The organism is Jiangella alkaliphila, from assembly GCF_900105925.1.
In the GTDB taxonomy this organism is placed as follows: Bacteria; Actinomycetota; Actinomycetes; order Jiangellales; family Jiangellaceae; genus Jiangella; species Jiangella alkaliphila.
This window is the reverse complement of the sequence record NZ_LT629791.1, coordinates 7,014,594-7,040,134: the sequence shown is the minus strand read 5'-3', so window position 1 is coordinate 7,040,134 and position 25,541 is coordinate 7,014,594. Positions and strand designations below refer to the sequence as shown.

The following is a 25,541-nucleotide window of genomic DNA, read 5'->3' as shown; positions in this document are numbered from 1 at the left end:
GACGGGGGTAGTACGGGCACAGCCCGCCACAGCGGCGACCGTTTCTCATCGGCGATCGCTGGTGTCCTGGCACCGGTGATAGCCGATGATCATGGGGACTGGTCCGTCGTCACTCGGGGACGGTGCACCTCGCTCGTGTGTGGACCGGATGGTGGCCGGATCGGTGCGGGGTGCGGTCTTTCGGCGGGTGAGGTGTATCGGTGACGGGTGAGGTCACACCGTCGTGCTGGTGAAACTGGCGGATACTCGAATTTCCGGTGGATGCGGGCCTGATCTGGGCTCCACTCGCCGGAAATTCGAGTATCGGTCGGTTCTTTGAGTATCCGGCGGCCGAGACGACTGCTTACCGAGATCGAGGTGTGCCCGGTTCTTCCCCGTCCCCTGATAGCTGCCCGCACTTAGACCGCGGACCCGCGGGTCAAGCGGTCGTCGCCGGCGCGAAGCGCCCCATAGTCCGCTTGAGGCGCGGGTGCGCGGCTAAGAAAGTGGGCAGCAGGGGGACGGCGAACGTCCGCACGCCGCCGGCGCACGGCCAGGCTCGTCCGGGTGGGCGAAATCCCGGTGACGGGCGGGCGCGGGCCTGGCAGAGTGGCCGCCCGTGTCCAGCGTCTACCTGATCACCGGCATCATGGCGGCCGGCAAGTCGACCGTCGCCCAAGCTCTGGCCGAACGGCTGCCGAAGGCGGCGCACGTGCGCGGCGACACCTTCCGCCGGGCGATCGTGTCCGGCCGGGCCGAACCCGTCCCCGGTAGCGAGGAGGGGATGGCGCAGCTGCGGCTGCGCTACCGCATCGCGGCCGGCGTCGCCGACGAGTACGCGGCCGCCGGGTTCACCGCCGTCGTGCAGGACGTCGTGATCGGCCCGGTGCTCGCGGAGTACGTACAGCTGGTGCGCACCAGGCCGCTGCACGTCGTCGTGCTGGCGCCGAGCCCGGACGCCGTCGCGGCACGGGAGGCCGGCCGGGGCAAGACCGGCTACGGCGCCTGGACGGTGGCCGACCTCGACACGTCGCTGCGCACCGAGACGCCGCGCCTGGGCCTGTGGCTGGACACGTCGGACCTGACGCCGGAGCAGACGGTCGACGCGATCCTCGCCCGGCGCGACGAGGCCGCCGTGTGACGGTCGCTCAGCCGGCGTCGGCGAGCAGGCCGCGCTGGTGCGCGATCGAGACGGCCTCGGTGCGGCTGGCGGCGCCGAGCTTCGTCATGACCCGCGACAGGTGCACGCTGACCGTCTTCTCGCTGATGAACAGCTCTTCGCCGACCTTGCGGTTGGTGTAGCCGCGGGCCACCAGCTCGAGCACGGCCAGTTCGCGCGGCGTCAGTAGCCCGCTGGCCGGCAACGCGGCGCCGGGCAGCGCGAGGTGGGCGCGCCGGGCGAGGTCGCGGACGCCGGCGGCCAGCGGCTCGGCGCCCAGCCGGTCGGCGGTCTCGAGCGCGGCGGCCAGCTCGGCGGTGGCGGCGTCGCGGTCGCCGGTCGCGATGAGCGCCTCGGCCAGCCGCCAGCGGCCCAGCGCGACGGGGTAGACCTCGCCGTAGCCGAACGCCTCGACGACCGCGCGCCACGGAGCGGGGTCGGTGCCGCCGGCCAGCCGGGACTCCTCGGCGTCGAGGCGGGCCAGCCAGGCCAGGCCCTCGGGGCCGAGCTGGTCGGTGCGGGGGATGCCGCGCTGGGCGGTGAGCCGGGCGAGCTCGCCGAACCGCTGTCCTTCGGCGACGGCGGCCGCCTCGGCCTCGGCGTGGTGCTCGAGCCGGGCCCGGCGCGCGACGTCGGCCAGCGAGCCGAGCGCCAGCACCGCCAGCCGGATGCTGCCCAGTGGCCAGCGGTCGTCGTCGCCCTTGCGCATGGAGGCGATGGCCTCGTCGGCGAACCGGACGGCGTCGTCGTGGCGGCCCTGCCAGCCGGCCATCTCGATGCCCGCGACGCCGGACAGCTGGGCGATCTGGCTGTCGCGGTGCCACTCCTGCCGGATGCGCGCGAGGTCGCGCTGCGCCTCGGCGAACCGGCCCCGGCCGACCTTGATGATGGCCGCCGACGCCGCGAGCAGCGCGGTGATGGTGTCGGAGACCTGTTCGCCGGGCGGGCTGGCGCCCGCGAGCGCTTCGTCCCAGCTGCCGTGCGCGTAGTGGACCATGGCACCCAGCCAGCGCAGTTCCAGGCCGTACATGCTCCAGGTGACGCCCAGCTCGACGGCGCGTGCGACACCGGCGTCGGCGATGGCGACGGCGTCGTCGAGCAGCCCCTGCTCGTACCGGGTGGTGACGAGATTGAAGGAGGCCCGCAGCTCGACGTTGGCCGCACCGACCCGGATGGCGTTCTGCCTGGCCTGCTCGAACAGCGCGCAGGCGTCCTCGACGGCGCCGGAGCGAAGGTCGTCGAAGGCGAGCGTGATGAGTGCGTCGGACTCGGCGCTGACGCTGCCGCTGGCCCGGGCGTCGGCGATGGCCTGCTCGGCGGACGAGCGCGACAGCTCCGCCTCGGTGCCGACCCGGGTGCGGGCCCGCAGCGCCAGCACCCAGGCGCGGGTGCGGCTGGGCGGCTCGGGCTCGACCAGCGCCCAGGCGTCGTCGATGGTCTGCCCGGCCTCGGTCCAGCGGTTGGTGGCCAGCAGCGTCTCGGTGAGCTGGCGGCGGACGTCGGCGCGGGTGACGGGGTCGGGGTCGTGGTCGCCCAGGACGAGGGCCGCCTGGGCGTAGGCGAGCGCCCGCTCCGGGTGCCCGGCCGCGCCGGCGACGTAGGCCGCCTTGCGGGTGAGCGCCAGCTCGTCGATGCCGGCGTGGGCCTTGGCGTCGTCGACCGCGGGCCACAGCTCGAGTGCCTGCTCGACGTGGCGCAGCTCGGCCGCGAGCGCGCCCACGCGCATGGCGTCGTCGGCCGCCTTCACCGACGCGGCCAGCGCCGCGGGGAGGTCGTTGCTGCGCAGGCTGTGGTAGGCGAGCGCGCCGGACAGCTCGTCCTGCTTCAGCTCGACGATGCGGCGCGCGTAGGCGGCGTGCAGCCTGACCCGCTCACCCGGCAGCAGGTCGGCGTAGACGGCCTCGCGCAGCAGCGCGTGCCGGAACGTGTAGCCGCCCTGGTCGTCGGTGACGAGGATGTGGTGCTGCAGCGCCTCGCGCAGCGCGGCGTCGAGCTCGTCGTCGGGGAGGTCGACGACGGTGCGGACCGCGGCGTGCCGGACGTGGCGCCGCCCGGTGACGGAGATGGCGCCGGCGACGCGCTGCGCGGCCTGGCTGAGCGTCTCGACCCGCGCCAGCAGCACGTCGGCCAGCGCGGTGGGGATGCCGGCGGCCGAGCCGGTGGCGCTGGCCGCGACCAGCTCTTCGGCGAAGAACGCGTTGCCCTCGGACCGAGCCGCGACGTCGGCCAGCAGCTCGGCGTCGGTGCCGCCGTCGGCCAGCGACTCGACGAACGCGAGCGCGTCGGCCGGGGCGAAGGGGGCGAGGTCGAGCCGCTCGACGGCCGGCAGCCGGACCAGCTCGGCGAGCAGCGGCCGTAGCGGGTGCTGGCGGTGGAGGTCGTCGGAGCGGTACGTGGCGACCACCAGCAGCCGCTGGCCGGACAGCCGCGAGATCAGGAACGACAGCAGGTCGCGGCTGGACGCGTCGCTCCAGTGCAGGTCCTCGATGGCGAGCACCACCGGCGCGTCGTCGCTCAGCTCGGCCAGCACCGTGAACATGGCGTCGAACAGCTGCAACTGCCCGAGGTCGTTCTCCTCACCCGACCGCGACGCGGTGGAGGCGGTGCGCCCGATCAGGCCCGACAGCGCCGGCCGGGCGTCGACGAGGTCGGGGCGCAGCCGGCGCAGCTGCTCGACGACCTCCTTGAACGGCAGGTACGGCAGCCCGGCCTCGCCGACGCTGACGCAGCGGCCCAGCAGCACGTGGACGCCGGCGGCCTCGGCCTCGGCGGTGAACTCCGTCAGCAGCCGGCTCTTGCCCACGCCGGCGTCGCCGGAGACCAGCACCGCGGTGCCGGTGCCCCCGCGGGCGCGGTCGAGCGCCGTACGCAGCTGAGCGAACTCGGTGCTGCGTGCGGTGAACGGGACGCCGGTTCCGAGTCGGGGCACGAGACCGATGCTTGCATACCCCTCTGACAACGCGTTGAGCATTTCGCGCCTCGTCAGCGGACGCCGCTGTGCGCCCGCTGACGAGGGACGGCCGGCCGGGCCGGCTCGACCCGCCCTCCGGTGGACCGGCCGGAGCGACGCTCGTCGCCCCGGCGGCCTGCCGGGCGGTCCTCGGCCTTGTCTGTCGCGGTGTCGCCCCGGGCGCCCGCGACGTCGCGCCGCACCCGGTCCTGCCGGTAGTCGATCTCGGCGCGGATGCTGTCGATCATGATGGCCTCCCTCGGGTGGATCTCGTACTCCCGAGAGTCGTGCTGAGGGCGCACCCGCGGCATCGGGCGTCTGCGCACACCCGTGCGGCGGCGACCCCTTACCCCGTCGCCGCCCCGGAGTAAGGGTTGTTGGGGCAAGCCGCCCGCCCCTGCCCGGAGGGTGCGGAATCATCTACGGTGGTCCTGCTCACATCTCGCCAAGAAGGGTCACCGTGGTCAGCGTTCCGAGCGTCTCCTACTCGATCACCGTCCGGCTCGAGGTCCCCGCGGGCGGCACGTCGGTGGGTCAGCTCACCGCCGCCGTCGAGAAGGCCGGCGGGCTCGTCACCGCGCTCGACGTGACCGCCTCCGGCGCCGACCGCATCCAGGTCGACGTCACCTGCGCCGCGACGTCGTCGGCCCACGCCGGCGAGCTGGTCATGGCCCTGCGCTCGGTGCCCGGCGTCGTCATCGGCAAGGTCAGCGACCGGACCTTCCTGGTGCACCTGGGCGGCAAGATCGAGGTCGTGTCGAAGGTCCCGATCCGCAACCGCGACGATCTCTCGCTCATCTACACCCCCGGCGTCGCGCGGGTGTCGCAGGCGCTCGTGGACAACCCCGACGACGCCCGCCGCCTGACCATCAAGCGCAACACGGTCGCCGTCGTCACCGACGGGTCGGCCGTGCTGGGGCTGGGCAACATCGGCGCGACGGCGGCACTGCCGGTCATGGAGGGCAAGGCGGCGCTGTTCAAGAGGTTCGGCGGCATCGACGCGTTCCCCATCTGCCTCGACACCCAGGACGTCGACGAGATCATCCGCACCGTCCAGAACATCGCGCCGGTGTTCGCCGGCATCAACCTCGAGGACATCTCGGCGCCGCGCTGCTTCGAGATCGAGGCCCGGCTGCGCGACCTGCTCGACATCCCGGTCTTCCACGACGACCAGCACGGCACCGCGATCGTGGTGCTCGCCGCCCTGCACAACGCGCTCAAGGTCGTCGGCAAGGACCTCGGCTCCATCCGGGTCGCGATGTCCGGCGCCGGCGCGGCCGGGCACGCCATCGCCCAGCTGCTGGTGGCGGCCGGCGTCACCGACATCGTCGCCGCCGACATCAACGGCGTCATCCACCCCGGCCGGGCCGACCTCACCGGCGTGCCGACGTGGTACCTCGAGTACTGCAACCCGCGCGGCGTCACCGGCGACCTGCGCGACGCCGTCGTCGGCGCCGACCTGTTCATCGGGGTGTCGGCGCCGAACGTGCTCACCGCGGCCGACGTCGCGACCATGGCCGACAAGGCCATCGTGTTCGCGCTGGCCAACCCCGACCCCGAGATCGACCCGCGGGCTGCCGCCGAGTACGCCGCCGTCGTCGCGACCGGCCGGTCGGACTACCCGAACCAGATCAACAACGTGCTCGCCTTCCCCGGCGTCTTCCGCGGCCTGCTCGACGCCCACAGCCGCTCCGTCACGACGGAGATGATGCTGGCCGCCGCCCGGGCGCTGGCCGCCACCGTCAAGGACGACGAGCTCAACCCGTCGTACATCGTCCCCAGCGTGTTCCACTCCGGCGTCGCCGAAACGGTCGCCGAGGCCGTGCGCGGCAGCGTCGAGACCATCAGGCGCGTCGCCGAGGAGACCGGCGAGTTCCCGGCCATCCCGGTCTGATGCGCCGCCTCGGTGACGCGGGCGGGGCCGACCGGGCACGATGGAACACGTGGGCATGAACACTGTGGCGCTGACCGGGAAACTGCTCGTCGCGGCGCCCTCGCTGCGCGGCTCGACGTTCGACCGCGCCGTCATCCTCATGCTCTCGCACGACGGTGACGGCGCGCTCGGTGTCATGGTCAACAAGCCGACCGAGGTCATGGTGGGCGACGTCCTGCCCCGCTGGATGACCGTGGTGTCCGAGCCCGGCGTCGTGTTCCAGGGCGGCCCGGTCAGCCTCGACAGCGCGCTCGGGCTGGTCGCCGTCGGCGGCAACGACGAGCCGCTCGGCATTCGCCGGGTCCGCGGCCGCCTCGGCGTCGTCGACCTGGACACGCCGGCCGAGATCATCGAGCCCGCGGTGACGGCCATGCGGGTCTTCGCCGGGTACGCCGGCTGGGCGCCGGACCAGCTGGAGGGCGAGATCGAGGAGGGCTCCTGGTTCGTCGTCGACTCCGAGCCGGGCGACGCCTTCCGCACCGACGCCCAGGACCTCTGGCCCGTCGTCCTGCGCCGCCAGGGCGGCCGGCTGGCCCTGATGGCCACCTTCCCCGCCGACCCCTCGATGAACTGAGCAGCCTCTCGGTAGTCTGTCCGCCCCTCGTCAGTTGATCGCGCCGCGACGCCTGGAGGTCGTATGGATCCGGTGACCATCGCCGTCCTGTCCGAGCTGGCAGCGACGATCGTCGCCTCAGGCGCCGGCAAGGCTTGGGCCAGGCTGCGCCGCGACACCGATGCCGGTCGGCTGCGCGAGGTGGTCGAGAGGACCCTGGAACGCGGGATCGACGCCACGGTGCGGCCGGGCGCGACCATCGACCGTAAGCGGCTGGCCCGCGACCTCGCCGAGGCCTTCCGTGGCGACGCGGCGCGGATCCTGACCTCGTCGCTGGATTCGTTCGGTGACGAGCGTGCGCGGGCCGGCCTCGACGAGCACCTGCGCGCGGCGATCACCGCCGGCGACGCCGACCTCGACGCGCTCCGGGCCGACATCGACGTCGACCGCTTCGTCCAGATCCTCCCCGACGTCCTCGTCGACGAGGTCATGCGCGCCGCTGACCTGCAGAGCCGATTGACCATGCAGCTGCTGTCGGTACTGGTCACCAACACGCGGCCGGACCGATTGCCCGAGCTCTCAGGCGCCGAGCTGCGCGCCGACGTCGAGCGGTTGCTGCGCGGCATCGTCGCGGCGACTGAGGATCCGCAGGTCCTGCCCCGGCACCTCCACCGCCATCACGACGTCACCGAGCTGACCCGGCCGGTATCGGTCCGGACCCAGGTGCGGCGCGCCTCCGCCGTCCGGCGCCGGGCCGACGGCGAGAACACTGCTGTGGACGCGACCATGTACGAGCAGCCCGGTGACCACAATCTCGCGCCGACGCTGCCCTGGCCCGAGGTCGTGCACGCCGAGCCGCGCATCGTCGTCCTGGGCGATCCCGGCATGGGGAAGTCGTGGCTGATCCGCGCCGAGACGCGGCGCCTGGCGAACGCCGCCCTCGAGACCCTGACCGAGGCGGACGTGCCGGCCGATCTCGCGCTGCCGGTCATGGCCCGCTGCGACGAGCTGGCCCGGGCCGACGGCGATAGGATCGGGGAGGCGTTGGCCCAGGTGCTCGGCAGGCGGCACCGGCTGGCGCCGAGTCTGCGCCACTGGCTGGCCGACCAGGTCGACTCCGGCTCCGCCGTGATCCTGCTGGACTCCTGGGACGAGCTGCGGCAGGGCGACGACCAGAACCGGGTCCGCGACCTGCTCGCCGGGATGCTCGCTCCGGCCGCCGACGGAACGGGTGGCCAGCGCTGCGTGATCACGAGCAGGCTGGCCGGCTACGTCGCGCCGCCGCTGGCTCGGCCCCTGGCGGAGGTCGAGCTGCGGCCGTTCGACCCGGACGACGTCGAGGCGACGGTGGCCGGCTGGCGGTTGCCCGTGGAGGCGGAGGGTCGGCTGCGCGCGCGGCTGGCCCAGCCGGCCTCGGCGGAGATGGCCCGCAACCCGCTGCTGTTGTCGTTGCTGTGTGCGCTGGCCGCCGACGGCGAAGAGCTGCCGTCGGTGCGCTGGCAGCTCTTCGAGCGGATCACCGACCAGTACCTGCGCCGCGATCGAGCCAGGCCGGCGACCGGCGGCCGGGACGATCAGGAGGTGGAGCGCTACCAGCGGCTCAGCGGTGTCCTGGCCGTCCACTTCGCCACGCGAGACGGCGGCTGGGCCGACACGATGAGCGTTCGGGAGATGGAGGACGTGCTCGGCAGCCGGCCCGAGACCGCGGCCGACGCCGGTGCGGTCGTCCAGATGCTGGCAGTGGAGTCCGGCCTGCTGACCCGGGTCGGAGGTGAGGTCGACGCCGGTTCGCCCTACCGTTTCGTGCACCGGACCATCGGTGAGTACCTCGTGGCCCGTGAGCTGAAGGAGCGCGGCCAGGACGACTGGCTGGCCGCGGTCGATCGGCACCTTTGGTTCGATCGCGACTGGGTCGAGGTCATCCCGATGCTCGGCGGCCAGCTCCACGACGTCCGGCCGCTGCTGGACCACCTGCTCGGCCTGCCCGCCGACGCGTTGCACCTCGGCCTGCGCACGGCCGCCCGGATCGTGGCGGAGCGACCCGACGCCGCGGTCCCCGCGCTGGCCGGCCAGGTCGACGAGATCATCGCCCGGTTGCTGGCCGACCAGGTCAAGCCCGGACTCTCGGAGCCGGCGGTGGCAGCCCTGGGCGTGCTGGCCCCCGTTGTCAGCGAGGCCGCACTGAGGCCGGTCCTCGACCGGCTCGACTCGGCTCGCGTCGGCCAGAGCCATCTGGCTGTGGCGCTTGCGGGTGCCGCCCGGCGTGACTCCGTGCGCCGCGCCCTGCTGGCCGTGCTCGACGACACCGGCCGCTGGACCCCGTCGGACGTGATCGAGGCGCTGGGCGGTGTCGCCGATCACCCGGACGTGCGTGCGGCGCTGCTCACCGCCCTCGCGACCGACGACCAGATGTCGCGGGCCGAGATCGTGCGGGCCCTCGCGGGCGCGGTGGATCACGATGACGTCCGGGAAGCGCTGCTGCGGTGCCTGACCGACCGGGACCGCCTGGTCCGGGACGCCGCGATCGACGGTTTATCGCGGGCGTGCGATCAGCAGTCGGTGCGCCGCGCAATGGTGACTCAACTGGACGGCCACCCGGACGCGCCGACCCGGACAGCGGTGGCTCGAGCCATGGCGCCGGTAGCCGCAGGCCGTCCGGACCTGGTCGGCGCCCTCTGCCGGGCTGCGCGGAGCGATGTCGACCCGCTGGTCCGCGGAACCTCAGCCGGAGCGCTGGCGGGCGCGATCGACGACGAACTGGTGCGGCAGACGCTCATCGAGGTGGCGCGGACCGATGCGTCCGTGTGGCCGGTCGACGGCGCGCTGGCGGCGCTGGCCGGTGCGGTCGATCACGAGGACGTCCATGCGCTGTTCGTGGAGAAGCTGGCGGACACCGGAGCAATCGTGCGGGTGAGGGTCGACAGTGTGCTCGGCGACATTCTCGTCTCCGCCGAGGCGCAGGCCCGTCTGCTCGTCCTCCTCCACAGCGACGATCCAGAGGTCCGGTTCGTGGCGGTGCGAGCGCTCGGCCGAGTGGCGGAGCCCGCCGAGTACCAGGCGGCATTCGAGGAGCGGGTGCGAGACGACCCGGATCTCGATGTGCGGATGGCAGCGGCCCGGGCGCTCACCGGAACCTTGAACCTGGAGCCGCGACAGGAGCGGGTCCTGCTGATCCGGCTGCTCAGCGGCGGCGATGCGCGGGAGTGGCTGCCGGCCGCCCGGTTGATGGCCGAGGCGGGGTCGCTCTCCGTTGTTGGCGACGCCGTGGCGGCGTTGCTCGGCGCCGACGCGGACGCCAAGGTTCGCCGTCACGCCATGCGGCTGGCGACAGATGACCTGGAACGCGCCGACGTGCGGGCGAAGTACGTCGGCGCGCTCGACGACGAGGACCCACTCGTCCGCCGAGAGGCACTCGACGCGCTGACGGGTGTCGCCGAGTACGAGGACGTCCTGGCGGCGATGGCCGCACGGATCCGGAGTAGTCCGCACGACAACGTGCGGCGGGGCGCAGCCGAGGCACTGGCGGTCGCGGCGGACGCGTCGACGTGCCGGACGATGCTCGGGCTGTTGCGCGACCATCCGGCGAAAGACGTGCGCAGTGCGGCTCTGGTAGCACTGAGTGGGTGCCTGGACGACGACGAGTTCTGCGGCGTGCTGCTGGATCAGCTGACCCGCACCGAGCTGTCATGGGAGGCCGAGCGGATCCTGCGCGATCGGGACGGCTTCTGGTCCCCGGAGCAGCTGGGTGGCCGGCTGGCGGCGGTCTGCGCCGTGCTCGAGTCCGCACCCTTCGTCACCAAGGTCGCGGCCTTCGAGCCACTCGTCGACCTCACCACCAAGGCCTACGCTCATGTGCCTGCCGGGCAACGGGCCGACGTGCATCGTGTGCTGGCCGAGCTGACCGAAGCGGTCGGGACGGCGTCGTGACGTAGAGCGGCCGGTCACGGCGCGAGGCGTTCGAGGACGGCGACGGTGTGGTCGCCGGCGGCGCCGGGAGGGGCGTCGGGGGCGAGGTGGGGCGGTTGGCTGGTGCTCAGCACCCGCCAGCGGACCCCGCCGGCCATGAGGACGTTGCCGGGCGCGTACCAGGCGGCGGTCTCGTGGCCGCCGGGCTCGTCGACGCCGAGGCAGATGAGGGGTGCGTCGACCGCGAGGACGGTGACGGAGGCGGCGCCGGCCGGCACGGGGTAGCCGAGCCGGACCCGCACCGTCGCGGCGCCGGGGTCAGTCGTCGTCATCGGACTCGCACCAGTCGATGCGGGTGAACAGCTGGCAGAACACGTCGAGCGGGACCGGCCGCGGGTGGCGCCGGCCCCAGGGGTTGTGCAGCAGGACCTGGTCGTCGGGGTCGAGGCCGCGGACGGCGTAGGCGTGGGCGACCGGGGCGAGCTGGTACCGCAGCGCGGCGGCCACCCCGAACCGGTCGTCGTCGAGGGGACGGCTGCAGGCGACCGCCGGCTGCCCGGACTCGACCAGCCCGGCCACGATGTCGTCGCCGGCGTTCGCGACCCGCAGCAGGTAGCTCGGCCGCCCGGTGAGCCAGTACAGCGCCTCGACCGGCAGGCCGCCGCGGCCGAGCTGGGCGTAGCCGCCGCCGTAGACGGCGAACGCCTTCTCGACGTACGGCGCCAGCGTCGAGCCGTCGGGGGAGTGGGCGTACGCGAGCTCGCCGCTGCCGTCGTCGACCGGGAGCGTCGGGCGCAGCCGGTACCGCCGTCCCGGCACGTCGACCATCACAGTGCCGTCGCCGGCGGACACGGCCGGCAGCAGCCACGGCGCGCGGTCGGCCACCGTGGCCAGGGCCGCGACGAGGTGGCAGTCGCTGATGCCGCCCTGCCGGACGAACTCGGGGCCGACGGACGCCGGCAGCGTGAGCGGGTGCTCGGCGTAGTGGACGCCGTGGGTGAGCTCGGGCTCCGGCGCCGGCGCTGGGAGCAACGGCGCCGGAGCTGGGGCGGGACCACCGGCCACCGGTGGGGTGGGTGCGAGGAGTGGTGGCCGGCGGCCCGTCTGTGGGGTGTCGTGGAGCAACGCCAGCAGCCGGGCCACCTCGGCGTCGACCGCCCGGAGCGCCGACTCGGCCGCCTCGTCGACGACGGCCGCCATCGGCCGCGCGAGGTCCGCCAGCTCGGTCAGCGACCGCGCCACGGCCCGAACGGCCGCCACATTCGGCCCGGCCGGCCCGTTCGGCGCACCGGCAGCCGCCCGCCCGACGACGTCCACCCGTCCGGCCGTGGCCGCGCGCAGGTCGTCGAACTCCGCGCCGGCGGCGGCGCGGAGGGACGTCAGGGCCTGGACGGCCGCACGGATGGGCCGCTCAGGCACGGCCGGACCCGGACGCCGTCGTCGTTGTCGCTCTCACACCCCCTATGGGTGCTTCTGGCGACCCGAATGTGACAGGAGGGTCAGGATTTCTCGCCGCCGCCGGGCTTCATCGACTCCCAGATCTCCTTGCACTGCGGGCAGACCGGGTACTTCTGGGGGTCGCGACTGGGCACCCACACCTTGCCGCACAGGGCGATGACGGGGGTGCCGTTGATCATGGCTTCGGTGAGCTTGTCCTTGGGCACGTAGTGCGAGAACCGCTCGTGGTCGCCGTCGCCGCTGGTCGGCTGGGTGCGGCGGTCCTCGATGGTCTCGGTGCCGGGGGTCAGCTGAGTGCTCACGGCGCCCAGTCTACGGACTGGGCAGTCGATCAGACCATGTCGGCAGCGTCGCTATGATTCGCTCGTGACGGAGCGGTCGGGCGACGAGGCGGCACAGGGGATCCTCGGCCCGAGGTACCGGCGGCTGTCGGTCGGCATCGTCTCGGCGGTGGTGTTCGTCGCGTTCGAGTCGATGGCGGTCGCGACGGCGATGCCCACGGCGGTGCCCGAGCTCGACGGCATGGCCCTGTACGCGTTCGCGTTCTCGGCGTTCTTCACCACCAGCCTGTTCGCCATGGTCGTCTCGGGTGAGCTGTGCGACCGCACCGGTCCGCGGCTGCCACTGATTCTCGGCACGGCGTCGTTCACGGTGGGCCTGCTGCTGGCCGGGTCGGCGCAGTCGATGTGGCCGTTCCTGGCCGGACGGGCGATCCAGGGCCTCGGCGGCGGGCTGGTCATCGTCGCGTTGTACGTGGTGGTCGGGCGGGCCTATCCGGAGCGGCTGCGGCCGAAGATCTTCGCCGGCATGGCGGCCGCCTGGGTGGTCCCGTCGATCGTCGGGCCGCTGCTGGCGGGGCTGCTGACGGACGAGCTGTCGTGGCGGTGGGTGTTCCTGGGCATCGCGCCGCTGGTGCTGATCCCGGTCTTCCTGGCGCTGCCCTCGGCCAAGGCGGTCGACGGGCCGCCGCCGGGCGGTGCGCCGCGACGGGCCGGGCGGAAGCGGTTCGCCGCGGCCGCCGCCCTCGGCGTCGGCCTGCTGCAGTACGCCGGCTCGCGCGCCGACCTCCTCGGGCTGGGCGTCGCCGTCGTCGCGCTGGCGCTGATGGTGCGGAGCGTGCCGAGGCTGCTGCCGCCGGGCACCATCGCACTCCGCCGCGGGCTGCCCACCGTCGTCGCGCTGCGGGGCATCTACGCGGGCGCGTTCTTCGGCACCGAGACGTTCCTGCCGCTGCTGCTGGTCTCCGAGCGCGGGCTGTCGTCGACGCTGGCCGGGTTGTCGTTGACGGGCGGCGCGCTGGGCTGGGCGGCCGGCTCCTGGTACCAGGGCCGCACCCGCACCGTCGCGCCGCGCTACCTGCTGGTGCGCGCCGGCGGGCTGTTCGTCGCGATCGCCATCTGCAGCGTGTCGCTGGCGCTGATCGACGCCGTGCCGCCGTACGTCGTGATGATCGGCTGGGTGGTCGGCGCGTTCGGCATGGGCATCGGGACGGCCAGCATGAGCGTGCTGCTGTTCCAGCTGTCGCCGGTCGAGGAGCACGGCGCGAACTCGGCGGCGCTGCAGGTCAGCGACGCGCTGTTCACGGCGACGTTCGTGGGGCTGGCCGGCACGATCTTCGGCACCGGGCACGCGGAGTCGATCGCCGAGGCCACCGTCGAGGACTGGGTGTACCTGGTGATCATCGCGGTCATGGCCGGTCTGGCGCTGTTCGGCGCATGGGCGGCCGGCCGCATCCGCACGCCGTCCGACGCCGCCTCGACCGGCATGACCGCCGGCCCGCCGCCACCCGGCCCCGCGGCCGAGCCGACGGCGTGAGCGCGTCCGGCCGCGGGCTGTCGGTCCCGGAGGTTAGGGTCGATCCATGGGTGTCGGCAGTGCCGCCGGCGGACCGGAAGTCTGACGTCGACGTCACGGGAGATGTGTGAGCACTTCGGCCGCTGAGCACCTGCCACCTGCCTATCCCGATCGTGCCCCGTGGGGAACCGCGGGGCGCCTGCGCGCTTGGCAGGCAGCGGCGCTCGAGGACTACATGACGCGTGAGCCGCGCGACTACCTCGCCGTGGCCACGCCCGGCGCGGGCAAGACGACGTTCGCGCTGCGCATCGCCGCCGAGCTGCTGGCCCGCAAGGTCGTCCACCAGCTCACCATCGTCGCGCCCACCGAGCACCTGAAGCGGCAGTGGGCCGAGGCCGCCGACAAGGTCGGCATCACCGTCGACCCCGCGTTCAGCGGCCGCACGGCCCGCACCAGCCGCGACTTCACCGGCGTCGCCGTCACCTACGCCGGTGTGGCCGCGCACCCCATGCTGCACCGCGCCCGCTGCGAGAACCGCCGCAGCCTGGTCATCCTCGACGAGGTGCACCACGCCGGCGACTCCATGTCGTGGGGCGAGGCCACGCGCGAGGCGTTCGAGCCGGCCGCCCGGCGGCTGGCGCTGACCGGCACCCCGTTCCGCTCCGACATCAACCCGATCCCGTTCGTCACCTACGCGCCCGACGTCCAGGGCATCCCGCGCAGCGTCGCCGACCATTCCTACGGCTACGCCGAGGCGCTCAAGGACGGCGTCGTCCGGCCGGTGCTGTTCCTCGCCTACTCCGGCGAGATGCGCTGGCGGACGCGGGCCGGCGACGAGGTCGCGGCGCGGCTCGGCGACCCGCTGACCAAGGACATCACCGCGCAGGCCTGGCGCACGGCGCTCGACCCGCACGGCGACTGGATCCCGTCGGTGCTGCAGGCCGCCGACACCCGGCTCACCGAGGTGCGCCGGCACGTGCCCGACGCCGGCGGCCTGGTCATCTCCACCGACCAGGAGTCCGCCCGCGCGTACGCGTCGCTGCTCAAGCGCGTCTGCGGCGAGTCGCCCACCGTCGTGCTGTCCGACGAGCCCAAGGCGTCGAAGAAGATCGCCGAGTTCAGCGACGGCGACAGCCGCTGGATGGTCGCCGTCCGCATGGTCTCCGAGGGTGTCGACGTCCCCCGGCTGGCGGTCGGCGTCTACGCCACGGCCACCCAGACGCCGCTGTACTTCGCCCAGGCGATCGGCCGCTTCGTGCGCGTCCGCAAGCGCGGCGAGACCGCGTCGATCTTCTTGCCGACGGTGCCGTCGCTGCTCTCGTACGCGGGCGAGATGGAGGTCTCGCGCGACCACGTCCTCGGCAAGCCGCCCGGCGCCGACGACGACCCGCTCGCCGCCGAGGAAGCCCTCATGCAAGCGGCGCAGAAGAAGGAGACCGGCACCGACGACCTCGGCCCGTTCGAGGCGCTCGGCTCGGACGCCTCCTTCGACCGCGTCCTCTACGACGGCGGCGAGTTCGGCACCCAGGCCCGGGCCGGCTCCGCCGAGGAGGCCGACTACCTCGGCATCCCCGGCCTGCTCGAGCCCGACCAGGTCACCACGCTGCTGCGCCGCCGGCAGGCCGAGCAGCAAGCCGCCCGCGCCGCCACCCCGTCGAGCGAGGGTGACGGCACGCAGGCGGCCGGCGGGCGCGACCCCGCGATGTTCGAACAGATCTCGGTGCTCCGGCGCGAGCTTAACGGGCTGGTCGGCGCCTGGAACCACCGCACCGGCAAGCCGCACGGCGTCATCCACACCGAGCTGCGCAAGACCTGCGGCGGCCCGCCGGCGGCGCTCGCCACCGCGGCCGAGATCCAGGAGCGCATCGACACCATCCGCGCCTGGGCCATCGCCCGCGGCTGACGGCTCGGCACACGCTCATGATCATGTTCCCTCGCGGTCGCTGAGGCGCCGCGAGAGAACATGATCAAGGTGGAACGGCTAACGAGAGATGCGGACGGCGTCTGCCTCGATGGAGCCGGCCGTCGACGTCCAGCGGCTGACGCCGACCACCGGCCGGCTGCCGGCGGCCAGCGCGAACGTCCCGATGGAGACCCACAGGCCGCCGTTGCTGCGCTGGTCGACGTAGACCGTCTGGTTGCCGCTCGGGGTGGCGACGATGTACGGCGTGCGGGAGTTGTTCGCCGGGTCCTGCGGGTACCAGACCTCGACCAGGTAGTTGGCGGCCGACGGGATGTTCGCGCTGAACCAGGCCGCGTCGCTGGCCAGCACCGGCTGCACGTGCCGGTGGTTGCTGCCGTACTGGCCGGGCGCCGACGCCGTCACCCAGTTGGCGCTGGCGGTGAACGCGCCACCGTTGTCGACAATGACGCTGAACGACGGCGGGGTGCCGCCGTTGACGTAGCCCATGTACCGGTTCCAGTCCCAGTTCGGGCCGGGGTCGGTGTGTGTGGCGCCGGGGGCCTCGCTGTGCGCGATGATGTTGGTGCGGGTGCGCGGGATGCCGTAGCGGTCGCAGACGTGGCGGGTCAGCGCGGCCGACGAGCGGTACATGGCCTCGGTGTACCAGGCGGGGTCGTTGACCCAGCCCTCGTGCTCGATGCCGATGGACCGGTTGTTGGTGTTGCCGACGTGCCAGGCGACGTCCTTGTTGCGCACCATCTGCGTCACCTCGCCGTCGGACGAGCGGATGACGTAGTGGGCGGAGACGTTCGCGCTCGGGTTCTGGAACCACGAGATGCAGCCGGCGTACGAGCCCTGCACGGTGTGGATGACAACCCGATCGATCGCGTAGTCACTCGGCCGGTTGGCGACGCGGTAGTTGCCGGAGTTGGCGGCCACCCAGCGGGCCGGGCCGTAGTCGTCGCTCTTGACGGAGAACCGCTGGTCGAGCGTGGGGACGGTGGCGAACGAGCCGTGCTCGGGGGCGACCGGGCGGGCGGCGACGGTGTAGGTCTCGCCGTGCGACTGCAGCGCCAGGCCGCGCTCCAGCGTCTCGTAGACGGTGTCGGCCTCGAGCCGGGCGACCGAGGGGTCGGCGTACCCGGAGTAGCGGGCGACCGGCTCGTACCAGGCGTCGATGCGGCGGCGCCCGGCGGCGGTCAGCCCGGCCTCGTCGGCCAGCGAGCGCAGCAGGGCGGCGGCGCCGTCGACGTTGGCCGCGACGTCGGTCTTGAGTGCGTCCAGGCCGTGGCCGGTGAGTGCGGCGGCCGTGCCCAGCGTGTCGGTGGACGGGTTGCTGATCAGGTGCATGACGCCGTAGCCGCCGGCCTGGCTGGGTTGGCCGGCGTGGTCGTCGATGCGGGTGACGGTGTAGGAGAGCGCGACCAGCAGGTCGCGCGGGACGCTGTGCCGGCGGGCCGCCGCGGCGAACGCGCCGGCGAGGTTCGTGACCGGCCGGACGGGGCTGCCTGCGGCGTTGGCGGCGGTCGTGACCACGGGCGTCACGACGATGGCGGCGCCGAGCGCCAGGACGGCGCGTCGGCTGGGTTGACTCGTCACTGCGGATCCCCTCTGTCGCCCTGAACATTGTTCAAGAGTCGGGTCATGCAACGATCACGAGCTCTCTCCAGTCGACATCAGCCCTGGACCGAGGCCTCAGGGGGACCTTCGGCCCCCATCGCCCCTCGGTATTGCATGACCCTCCTCGGGCCGGTGGATCGCACCGGCCGAGTAACAGCAGAACCTACCGACAGTTTGTGGGTCTGTCACCAGATTCCGGAAGAATGTCCGGTTAATCGGATCCGGCTCCGGAGTGTCGCTCCAGGAAGGTGTAGACGTCGGTGTCGTCCACCCCCGGAAAGGTGCCTGGAGGCAATGCTGCCAGGAGGTGCGAGTGGACCCGCGCGCTGGGCCAGGCCCGGCTGCTCCAGCGGCCGGCCAGCGCGGCCGGCGGGCGGCGGCAGCAGGACGGGTCGGGGCAGCCCGACGTGGCCCGGACGGTGGTCTCGCGGCCCTGGAACCACTTCGAGTGGGCGTACGGCACGCCGACGTCGATGGCGAAGTCGCCCTCGGGCGTGCTCTCGACGTGCGTGGTGCACCAGTACGTGCCGCGGCCCATGTCGGTGTACTGGTGGTGGGTGGCGTAGCGGTCGGGCGCGGCGAACACCGCCCGCGACGCCCAGAACCGGCAGACCAGCTGGCCCTCGATGGCGCCGGTGACGTCGGCGGGGAACGTGACGTCGTCGTTCTCGTAGGCCTTGTAGATGACGCCGTCCTCGCCGACCCGCATGAAGTGCACCGGCAGCCCGAGGTGGTGGGTGGCGAGGTTGGTGAACCGGTGCGCGGCGGTCTCGTAGGAGACGGCGAACACGTCGCGCAGGTCGTCGATGGCCAGCTCGCGCCGGGCCTTCGCCCGCTGCAGGAAGTCGGCGGCGGCCGCCTCGGGCATCAGCAGCGCCGCGGCGAAGTAGTTGGTCTCGACCCGCTGGCGCAGGAAGTCGGCGTAGTCGGCCGGCTCGCGATGGCCCAGCGCGAAATGGCCGAGCGTCTGCAGCACGATGGTCCGCGGGTCGTGCCCGCCGCGCCCCGACGCGGGCAGGTAGATGCGCCGGTCCTCGAGGTCGGTGATGGAGCGGGTGGCGCGCGGCAGGTCGGCGACCCGATGCAGGGTGAAGCCGAGGTGCGTGGTCAGCTCGCCGACGCCGCGCTCGGTGAGCGGGCCGCCGTCGTGCCCGACCGCGCGGGAGATGCCGGCCGCGACCTGCTCGGTCTCGGCGAAGTAGTTGCCGCGGTCGCGCATCTGCCGGCGCAGCTCGGCGTTGGCCCGGCGGGCCTCCTCGGGGGTCGCGGCCTGCTCGGTGGCTCGACGGCGCAGCTCGCCGTGCAGCCCGACCAGCGACTCGAGCACCTCCGCCGGCATGGTGGGGCCGGCCGTCACGTGCGGCAGCCCGAGCGACGAGTACAACGGGTCGGCCTGCGCGTGCTCGAGCGCGATCTCCAACGCCGCGCGGTGCGACGGCGGCTCCGGCTTCATCAGGTCGGCGACGTCGACGCCCAGCGCCGTCGCGATGGCCTGCAGCAGCGTCAGCCGCGGCTCGCGCCGTCCGTTCTCGATCTGCGAGAGCAGCGACGGCGCGCGGTCGACGGCGGTCGCGAGCGCGCCGAGCGTGAGCCCGGCGGCCTTGCGGGCGTGCCGGATGCGGCGGCCCAGGGTGACGAGGTCGAGATCGGCCATGAAGTTCCTATTCAGTGAAATTCGGTGAATCTTCACCCACTCTAGCGGTGGATGGAGGTGGTGAGGCCGCCGCACGGTGGAGGACGTCAGCAATTCACCGAACACGGGAGTGAGCATGACGACGACCCTGGACCGCCGGACCACCGAGGCCGCCGCCCTCGCCGAACAGTGGGCGAGCGACCCCCGCTGGTCCGGCGTGCGCCGCACCTACTCCGCCGAGGACGTCGTGCGGCTGCGCGGCAGCGTCCGCGAGGAGCACACGCTGGCCCGCCGCGGCGCCGAGCGGCTGTGGGAGCTGCTGCACCAGCCCGAGCACGTGGCCGCGCTGGGCGCGATCACCGGCAACCAGGCGGTGCAGATGGTCCGGGCCGGACTCAAGGCGATCTACCTGTCCGGCTGGCAGGTCGCGGCCGACGGCAACACGTCCGGCAACACCTACCCGGACCAGAGCCTCTACCCGGTCAACTCGGTGCCGACCGTCGTCCGCCGCATCAACAACGCGCTGCTGCGCGCCGACGAGATCACCTACGCCGAGGGCGCCGACCCCGGGTTCGACTGGCTGGCGCCGATCGTCGCCGACGCCGAGGCCGGGTTCGGCGGGCCGTTGAACGCGTACGAGCTGGCCAAGGCGCTGATCGCGGCCGGCGCGGCGGGCGTCCACTACGAGGACCAGCTGGCCTCGGAGAAGAAGTGTGGCCACCTCGGCGGCAAGGTCCTGGTGCCGACGTCGCAGCACATCCGCACGCTCAACGCGGCCCGGCTCGCGGCCGACGTCGCCGGCGTCCCGACGATCATCGTCGCGCGCACCGACTCGCTGGCCGCGGAGCTGATCACCAGCGACGTCGACCCGATCGACCAGCCGTTCCTCACCGGCGAGCGGACCGCCGAGGGGTTCTACCGGACCCGCTCCGGCGTCGAGCCGGTGCTGGCCCGCGCGCTGGCCTACGCGCCGTACGCCGACCTGCTGTGGGTCGAGACCGGCACCCCGGACCTCGCCCTGGCCCGCAAGGTGGCCGAGACTGTGCGCGAGCAGTACCCGGACAAGATGCTGGCGTACAACTGCTCGCCGTCGTTCAACTGGAAGGCGCATCTCGACGACGCCGAGATCGAGACCTTCCAGCGCGACCTCGCCGACCTGGGCTACCGGTTCCAGTTCATCACGCTGGCCGGGTTCCACCAGCTCAACTACGGCATGTTCGACCTCGCCCGCCGCTACGCCGAGAGCGCGATGACCGCGTACGTCGACCTGCAGCAGCGCGAGTTCGCCGCCGAGCACCTGGGCTACACGGCGACGAAGCACCAGCGCGAGGTCGGCACCGGCTACTTCGACCTGGTGTCGACGGCGCTCAACCCCGACAGCGACACCCTGGCCCTCAAGGGGTCGACCGAGGAGGAGCAGTTCTGACCGATGGCTGCGGGTGGATCACCGGGGTTCTGGGGCCGCCGGTGATCCACCCGCCGTCTTGTGGTTACAGCTCGGACGTCGCCCTCGCGGCCGCGACGATGATGTCCTGCCGCTGCCGCCGGGTGTGCCGGCCGGCGTCGGCCCACTCCTGGGAGACGGCCTCCACCTGACGGACGAGGTCGCCGTGGTTCGCGAACGGCGCGGCGTCCCAGACGCGGTCGAGGAACGTCTCGCCCTGCTGGTCGCGGATCGCGTCGTTCGGCACGCCGGTCCGCTGCGACCGGAACACCACCTCGGGCTCGACCCGCTTCACGTACGGGTGGAAGCTGTTGAACTGGCCGGGTACCGCGTCGGCGACGTAGTACGGCGCCAGCAGCAGGCCGTGCGTCGTGAAGTGCATCGACGCGTCGGTCGGCTCGATCGCCGCCGCCAGGTCGCCGTCCAGCCCGAGCTGCGGGAAGAACGTCAGCTCGCGGTAGCTCGGCGTCGCGTCGCGCACGACCATCAGCGTCGGCCCATACATGATCGACTGCACCGACTTGTCGTTGAGCGCCTTGTCGACCCAGAAGCTCAGCGGCATGGTGATGTCGACGACGTCGCCGGCCTGCCAGTTGCGGCTGACGGTGACGTACGACGTCGGCGTCGCGTCGACGTGCTGGTCCCGGCCGTTGACGGCGACTGTGTAGCCCTGCTTCGCCCAGCCGGGGACGCGCAGCTTGAGGTCGAGCGGGCCGCTGCCGGCCTGGATGCGCAGACGGGTCGAGCCGGCCGCCGGGAACGCGGTCTCCTGTGCGATGACGAAGCCGCGCTCCGGCCAGGTCAGCGTGGCCTGGACGAACAGGTTCAGGTAGAGCGCGCCGGCGTCGGCGGAGCGGAAGAACACCGTCTCCTGGTACTTCGTGTGGCTCTCGACGCCGGTGCCGTTGCAGCAGCTGCCGTTGCCGCCGTACCGGCTGTACTCGACGGTGTTGCCGATGCGCCGCGACCGCCCAGGCCACATGTTCTGGTGGTACGTCACCTCAGTGGCGGTGACGCTGTCGACGTCGCGGCGCGAGCTGAGGATCTGGTTGTGCAGCGCCTTCTCGTAGAAGTCCATGAAGGCCGGCTCGGGCTCGTGGAAGAACAGGTTCCGCGTGAGGCGGAGCATGTTGTAGGCGCAGCAGGTCTCGGCGTGCCGCGGGTCGCTGCCCGACGTGAACCCGGACGTGATGTCGCCGCGGGCGCGGAAGTGCTCGCTGCGTCCGGCGCCGCCGTTGCTGAACGTGCGGTGCGGCACCACCATGCCCCAGAAGTTGCGGGCGGCCGTGTGGTACTGCTCCTCGCCGGTGTGCTCGAAGATGCGCAGGTAGCCGATGTTCGGCGCCATGTACTGGTTCGCGTGCCGCCCGTTCAGCTGGTCGTCCTGGTCGATCGTGGCGTTGAACAGGGTGCTGAAGGTGAACATCTTGGCGGTCTCGAGGAACCGCTCGCGCTGTGCGGAATCCGTCGTGTGCGACGCGAGCTCGGCCATGACCTCGTTCATCGACCCGGCCTCGCCCGCGCTGTAGGTGTTCCACATCCGGTCGCGGCCCTCGGGCGTGAGGTGGCCGAGCCGGTTGTGCACCCACTCGCCCATGCGGAACAGGATCGGCAGCGCGTCCTCGTTGCCGGTGAGGTCGTAGGCGTTGAGCAGGCCGCGCATGATCTTGTGATGGGTGTACCAGACCGCCCAGACGGCGTTCGGGCCGCTGTTCGGCTGCACCATCGGCGGCTCGATCCGGATGAACTGGCCCTCCGGGAACGCGGCCAGGTAGCCGGGGTAGCCGGTGCCGACGATGGTGGCGTGCCGGCCGTTCCCGGACGCGTCCGGCGCGCTCTCGCCCTCGTCGTCGAAGGTCCAGCGGGCCCGCAGCGCGGTGGCGTCGACGGATCCGGTCGTCAGCGCCTGGATCTCCGCGGGGGTCAGCGCGCGGCCGTGCAGCTGGACGTCGTCGACGGCGGCGTTGAGCAGGGCGTGGTCGTTGCTGGTGGAGCGGCCGATCCAGTTGCTCGTCGTCGCGCCGACGGCGGCGGGGGTGAGGGTGAGCCCGGTGTTGACGGCGGCCTCGGTACCGTTGACGTAGAGCCTCGCGGTGCCGCCCTGGAGGGTGACGGCGACGTGGTTCCAGGTGTTCAGGGCGAGCTGGACGGGCGAGTCGACGCGCTGCTCGGCGTTGGCCCCGTCGACCGTGATCGCGAACCGGGGGCCGACCTCGTTCGAGACGCGCGCGGTGAGGGCCAGGTAGGCGCGGCTGCTGGCAGCGAGGGTGAGGATGCGGGCGTTCGTCTGGTTCGCGGCCGGGTTCACCCATGCGGCGAACGTGGCGTCTGTGAGGCCGGCGTTCAGGTCGGGCGGGAGCGTGACGAACTGGTTCGGGTGCGGGTCGCTGAGCCTGACGGCCTTGCCGAACCGGCCGGCGACGCGGCCGAAGTCGCGCTGGTCGAGCGCGTCCTGGACCTTCGCCAGCTCCGCGACGAGGTAGTCCAGCTTCGTCAGGAAGAGCTCCTCGCCGGTGGCCGCCCAGCACTGCGCCAGCATCGTCATCCAGTGGCCGGAGAAGTGGCCGCGGAGCAGGTGGTTCGGCGTGTCCCAGCCGCCCGGCCAGGTACCCGGCGCGGGGAGGCCGGCGTTGGCCCGGAACAGGTGCAGCATCCGGTCCGGCCCCGCCAGGACGTCGCCGGTGCCCGGGTAGTTGCGGGCGTAGTCGAGCATCCGGTCGCGCTTCTCCTTGTAGACGCCGTCGCCCAGCGTGACCTGGTTCAGCGCGAACGGCTGGACCTCCCACGCGTCGGACGTCCAACCGGGCCGGGGTGCGCCGCCGGGGATGGCCGCGGTGGCCGGGCCGGCTGCGTGTGCTGGTGCGACCGCGGTGGCGACGGCCGATGCGGCGGCCGGCGCGGCCGCGGCCATCGCCCCCAGACGCAGCGCGTCCCGCCGGGAGAATCTCCTGCTCATTCGCCCTCCTCATTGTGAGCGTTAACAACAGGGTGCTGAGTCCGCCATGGACGGATGTGAACTGTGATGTGTGAAATAGTGCACCGCGGGCGGAGCGCCGGTCAAGAGTGACTCCGCCCCATGATCATCGACCTTTTGCGTCGTCAGGACAGCACAAAAGGTTGATGATCATGGGGCGGGGTGGTCAGAGCTTGCGCATCGACCAGGCCTGCTCGGCGGAGCTGACGACGGTGTCGAGGTCCTGGCCGGTGGAGGCGAGCACCGCCGCCGCCACCGCGCCCTCGGTGAACGGGGCGTCGGCGAGCCGGACGACCGGGCCGCCGTCCTCGTCTTCCCAGTCCTCCAGCAGCGTCTTCGACGTCAGCACGGAACTGCCCATGTCCATGATCACGCAGACGCCGTCGCCGCTGTCGGCGGCGGAGACGGCGGCGGCGATCAGCTCGATGCTGGTGCCGAACCGGCCGTCGTCGGTGCCGCCCGCGGGCCGGATGGCGACCGAGGGCCCGGCCAGCTCCGACGCCAGTTCGGCGACGGAACCGGCGACCGCGGGACTGTGCGAGACCAGCACGATGCCGACCGTCACGCGGTGACCTCCGCGAGCGCCCGCAGGATCAGCGCCGTCGACGCGGCGCCGGGGTCCTCGTGGCCGATGCTGCGCGCGCCGAGGTAGCTGGCCCGGCCCTTGCGCGCCTGCATGGGGACGGTCGCGGCGAGCCCGGTCTCGGCGGCCTCGGCAGCGGCGGCGGCCGCCGCACCGACGGTCCCGCCGTCGGCGGCGACGGCCTGGAACGCGGCAACGGCCGGCGTGAGCGCGTCGACCATCGTCTTGTCGCCGTCGTTCGCGCCGCCCAGCTCCTTGATCGCCGTCAGCGCGGCCTCCAGCGCTTCACCCACCTCGGCGGCCTCGACGGAGGAAGCATCGCCCAGCGCCTTGCCGGCCCGGCGCAGCGCGGTGCCATATAGCGGGCCGGACGCGCCGCCGGTCTTGGCGACGATGCCGCGACCGGCCGTGACCAGCACGTCACCGGGGGTGGACGGTTGCTTGTCGGCGATGGCGACGACGGCGGCGGCCAGCCCGCGGGCGAGGTTGGCGCCGTGGTCGCCGTCGCCGATGGCGGCGTCGAGGTCGGTCAGCCGGGACTCGTTCGCCTTGACGGCGACCTCGGCCGCGCCGACCCAGGCCGTCGCCGTCTGTGCGTCGAACGCCATGCTCACCGTCCCCAGCGCAGCGCGGGCGTCTCGACGGGCGCGTCCCACAGCCGCACCAGCTCGTCGTCGAGCGACAGGACGGAGATGGAGAAGCCCTGCTGGTCGAGGCTGGTGATGTAGTTGCCGACCAGGCTGCGCGCGACCCGGGCGCCGTGGCCCTCGATCCAGGCGACGGCCTCGGCGAACGCGCCGTACAGCTCGATCAGCGGGCTGGCGCCCTGGCCGTTGAGCATGACCAGCACGTCGCCGGCGACCGGCCGGTCGGCGTGGATGACGTCGAGCGCGTAGCCGACGAGGTCGTGCACCGGCGCCATCGCGCCGCGCTCGCGGCCCGGCTCGCCGTGGATGCCGACGCCCAGCTCGACCTCGGTCTCGGCCAGCTCGAAGCCCGGCTTCCCGGCCGCCGGGACGGTGCCGGCGTGCAGCGCGATGGCGAACGACCGGGTCACCTCGTTGACGTGGGTGGCGATGCGCGCGACGGCGTCGAGGTCGGCGCCCTCCTCGGCGGCGGCGCCGGCGATCTTCTCGACGAACACGGTGCCGCCGACGCCGCGGCGGCCGGCGGTGTAGGTGGAGTCCTCGACGGCGGCGTCGTCGTTGGTGACGACGCTGACGACGCGGACGTCCTCGTCCTCGGCCAGCTCGGCCGCCATGCGGAAGTTGAGCACGTCGCCTGTGTAGTTCTTGACGATGTGCAGCACGCCCGAGCCGCTGTCGGCGGCCCGCGTGGCGGCGAGGATCTGGTCGGGCACGGGCGACGTGTAGACCTCGCCCGGAGCCGCGGCGTCGAGCATCCCGTAGCCGACGTAGCCGCCATGCAGCGGTTCGTGTCCGGAGCCCCCACCGGAGACCAGTCCCACCTTGCCCTGGGTCGCGCCGCTCGCCCGTGAGATGACCCGGTTCTCCAGGTCGACGGCGAGGGACGGATGGGCGGCGGCCATGCCGCGCAGCGCGTCGGCGATGACCGAGTCGGGGGAGTTGATCAGCTTCTTCATCGACGGACCGACCTTTCCGTGCTCACGCAGCGGGATTGTCATCTGCGTG

The 25,541-nt window shown here is 72.8% G+C and carries 18 protein-coding genes; 7 read left to right on the top strand and 11 right to left on the bottom strand.

Annotation, left to right across the window (positions count from 1 at the left end; genetic code table 11):
• Nucleotides 1-598: 598 nt before the first annotated feature.
• Nucleotides 599-1,120 (top strand): AAA family ATPase, encoded by a 522-nt coding sequence (locus tag BLV05_RS32390; protein ID WP_152690937.1) that lies wholly within the window; start codon nt 599-601, stop codon nt 1,118-1,120.
• A gap of 7 nt (nt 1,121-1,127) precedes the next feature.
• On the opposite strand, the gene BLV05_RS32385 is transcribed toward BLV05_RS32390, so the two are convergent.
• Nucleotides 1,128-4,067 carry a helix-turn-helix transcriptional regulator gene (locus BLV05_RS32385; protein ID WP_197683437.1) on the bottom strand — a complete coding sequence of 980 codons (2,940 nt, stop codon included), beginning with the start codon at nt 4,065-4,067 and terminating at the stop codon, nt 1,128-1,130.
• Between the two features lie 53 nt (nt 4,068-4,120).
• On the bottom strand, nt 4,121-4,336 hold the full coding sequence (locus tag BLV05_RS32380; protein ID WP_083421458.1) for a hypothetical protein: 216 nt from the start codon (nt 4,334-4,336) through the stop codon (nt 4,121-4,123).
• 212 nt (nt 4,337-4,548) lie between these two features.
• Here BLV05_RS32380 and BLV05_RS32375 point away from each other — a divergent pair, with 212 nt between their 5' ends.
• The 3 genes from BLV05_RS32375 (at nt 4,549) to BLV05_RS32365 (ending at nt 10,501) form a co-directional block, all read left to right on the top strand.
• Nucleotides 4,549-5,982, top strand: a complete 1,434-nt coding sequence (locus BLV05_RS32375) for an NAD-dependent malic enzyme (protein ID WP_046771073.1) — start codon at nt 4,549-4,551, stop codon at nt 5,980-5,982.
• Nucleotides 5,983-6,037: 55 nt separating this feature from the next.
• The gene (locus tag BLV05_RS32370) at nt 6,038-6,595 is read left to right on the top strand and encodes a YqgE/AlgH family protein (RefSeq protein WP_046771139.1); all 558 of its coding nucleotides are present in this window, start codon (nt 6,038-6,040) and stop codon (nt 6,593-6,595) included.
• A gap of 63 nt (nt 6,596-6,658) precedes the next feature.
• Nucleotides 6,659-10,501: a HEAT repeat domain-containing protein gene (locus tag BLV05_RS32365; protein ID WP_046771072.1), complete on the top strand. Its 3,843-nt coding sequence runs from the start codon at nt 6,659-6,661 to the stop codon at nt 10,499-10,501.
• 14 nt (nt 10,502-10,515) lie between these two features.
• On the opposite strand, the gene BLV05_RS32360 is transcribed toward BLV05_RS32365, so the two are convergent.
• From BLV05_RS32360 to BLV05_RS32350, 3 genes are all read right to left on the bottom strand, one after another.
• On the bottom strand, nt 10,516-10,812 hold the full coding sequence (locus tag BLV05_RS32360; protein WP_046771071.1) for a hypothetical protein: 297 nt from the start codon (nt 10,810-10,812) through the stop codon (nt 10,516-10,518).
• Complete coding sequence (locus BLV05_RS32355) at nt 10,799-11,899, bottom strand: calpain family cysteine peptidase (RefSeq protein ID WP_046771070.1); 1,101 nt, start codon at nt 11,897-11,899, stop codon at nt 10,799-10,801. Before BLV05_RS32355 ends, BLV05_RS32360 begins: the two co-directional genes overlap by 14 nt.
• A gap of 80 nt (nt 11,900-11,979) precedes the next feature.
• Complete coding sequence (locus tag BLV05_RS32350) at nt 11,980-12,240, bottom strand: DUF3039 domain-containing protein (RefSeq protein ID WP_046771069.1); 261 nt, start codon at nt 12,238-12,240, stop codon at nt 11,980-11,982.
• 64 nt (nt 12,241-12,304) lie between these two features.
• On the opposite strand from BLV05_RS32350, the gene BLV05_RS32345 reads away from it, so the two are divergent.
• Together BLV05_RS32345 and BLV05_RS32340 are read left to right on the top strand one after the other, a co-directional pair.
• Nucleotides 12,305-13,753: an MFS transporter gene (locus BLV05_RS32345; protein ID WP_046771068.1), complete on the top strand. Its 1,449-nt coding sequence runs from the start codon at nt 12,305-12,307 to the stop codon at nt 13,751-13,753.
• 106 nt (nt 13,754-13,859) lie between these two features.
• The gene (locus BLV05_RS32340; protein ID WP_046771067.1) at nt 13,860-15,635 is read left to right on the top strand and encodes a DEAD/DEAH box helicase; all 1,776 of its coding nucleotides are present in this window, start codon (nt 13,860-13,862) and stop codon (nt 15,633-15,635) included.
• A gap of 78 nt (nt 15,636-15,713) precedes the next feature.
• Here BLV05_RS32340 and BLV05_RS32335 read toward each other — a convergent pair whose 3' ends face one another.
• Entirely contained in the window at nt 15,714-17,234 is a 1,521-nt protein-coding gene (locus tag BLV05_RS32335) for a golvesin C-terminal-like domain-containing protein (protein WP_046771066.1), read from the bottom strand.
• A gap of 232 nt (nt 17,235-17,466) precedes the next feature.
• Nucleotides 17,467-18,909, bottom strand: a complete 1,443-nt coding sequence (locus BLV05_RS32330) for a helix-turn-helix transcriptional regulator (protein WP_052762854.1) — start codon at nt 18,907-18,909, stop codon at nt 17,467-17,469.
• Between the two features lie 115 nt (nt 18,910-19,024).
• Here BLV05_RS32330 and aceA point away from each other — a divergent pair, with 115 nt between their 5' ends.
• Entirely contained in the window at nt 19,025-20,314 is a 1,290-nt protein-coding gene (gene aceA / locus BLV05_RS32325) for an isocitrate lyase (protein ID WP_046771065.1), read from the top strand.
• 64 nt (nt 20,315-20,378) lie between these two features.
• On the opposite strand, the gene BLV05_RS32320 is transcribed toward aceA, so the two are convergent.
• The 4 genes from BLV05_RS32320 to dhaK form a co-directional block, all read right to left on the bottom strand.
• Complete coding sequence (locus tag BLV05_RS32320) at nt 20,379-23,288, bottom strand: beta-L-arabinofuranosidase domain-containing protein (RefSeq protein WP_046771064.1); 2,910 nt, start codon at nt 23,286-23,288, stop codon at nt 20,379-20,381.
• Nucleotides 23,289-23,472: 184 nt separating this feature from the next.
• Nucleotides 23,473-23,871: a dihydroxyacetone kinase phosphoryl donor subunit DhaM gene (dhaM, locus tag BLV05_RS32315; RefSeq protein ID WP_046771063.1), complete on the bottom strand. Its 399-nt coding sequence runs from the start codon at nt 23,869-23,871 to the stop codon at nt 23,473-23,475.
• Complete coding sequence (gene dhaL / locus BLV05_RS32310) at nt 23,868-24,497, bottom strand: dihydroxyacetone kinase subunit DhaL (RefSeq protein ID WP_046771062.1); 630 nt, start codon at nt 24,495-24,497, stop codon at nt 23,868-23,870. The genes dhaM and dhaL overlap by 4 nt, the downstream gene beginning before the upstream one ends.
• A gap of 2 nt (nt 24,498-24,499) precedes the next feature.
• A complete protein-coding gene (dhaK, locus tag BLV05_RS32305; RefSeq protein ID WP_046771061.1) occupies nt 24,500-25,492 on the bottom strand; it encodes a dihydroxyacetone kinase subunit DhaK in 993 nt (330 codons plus the stop codon).
• Between the last annotated feature and the right edge of the window lie 49 nt (nt 25,493-25,541).

Bases quoted from the DNA above. Each gene is read 5' to 3' on its own strand.
- BLV05_RS32380 (WP_083421458.1), bottom strand. From the start codon at position 4,336: ATGATCGACAGCATCCGCGCCGAGATCGACTACCGGCAGGACCGGGTG.
- BLV05_RS32370 (WP_046771139.1), top strand. From the start codon at position 6,038: ATGAACACTGTGGCGCTGACCGGGAAACTGCTCGTCGCGGCGCCCTCG.
- BLV05_RS32365 (WP_046771072.1), top strand. From the start codon at position 6,659: ATGGATCCGGTGACCATCGCCGTCCTGTCCGAGCTGGCAGCGACGATC.
- BLV05_RS32360 (WP_046771071.1), bottom strand. From the start codon at position 10,812: ATGACGACGACTGACCCCGGCGCCGCGACGGTGCGGGTCCGGCTCGGC.
- BLV05_RS32330 (WP_052762854.1), bottom strand. From the start codon at position 18,909: ATGGCCGATCTCGACCTCGTCACCCTGGGCCGCCGCATCCGGCACGCC.
- aceA (WP_046771065.1), top strand. From the start codon at position 19,025: ATGACGACGACCCTGGACCGCCGGACCACCGAGGCCGCCGCCCTCGCC.
- BLV05_RS32320 (WP_046771064.1), bottom strand. From the start codon at position 23,288: ATGAGCAGGAGATTCTCCCGGCGGGACGCGCTGCGTCTGGGGGCGATG.
- dhaL (WP_046771062.1), bottom strand. From the start codon at position 24,497: ATGGCGTTCGACGCACAGACGGCGACGGCCTGGGTCGGCGCGGCCGAG.
- dhaK (WP_046771061.1), bottom strand. From the start codon at position 25,492: ATGAAGAAGCTGATCAACTCCCCCGACTCGGTCATCGCCGACGCGCTG.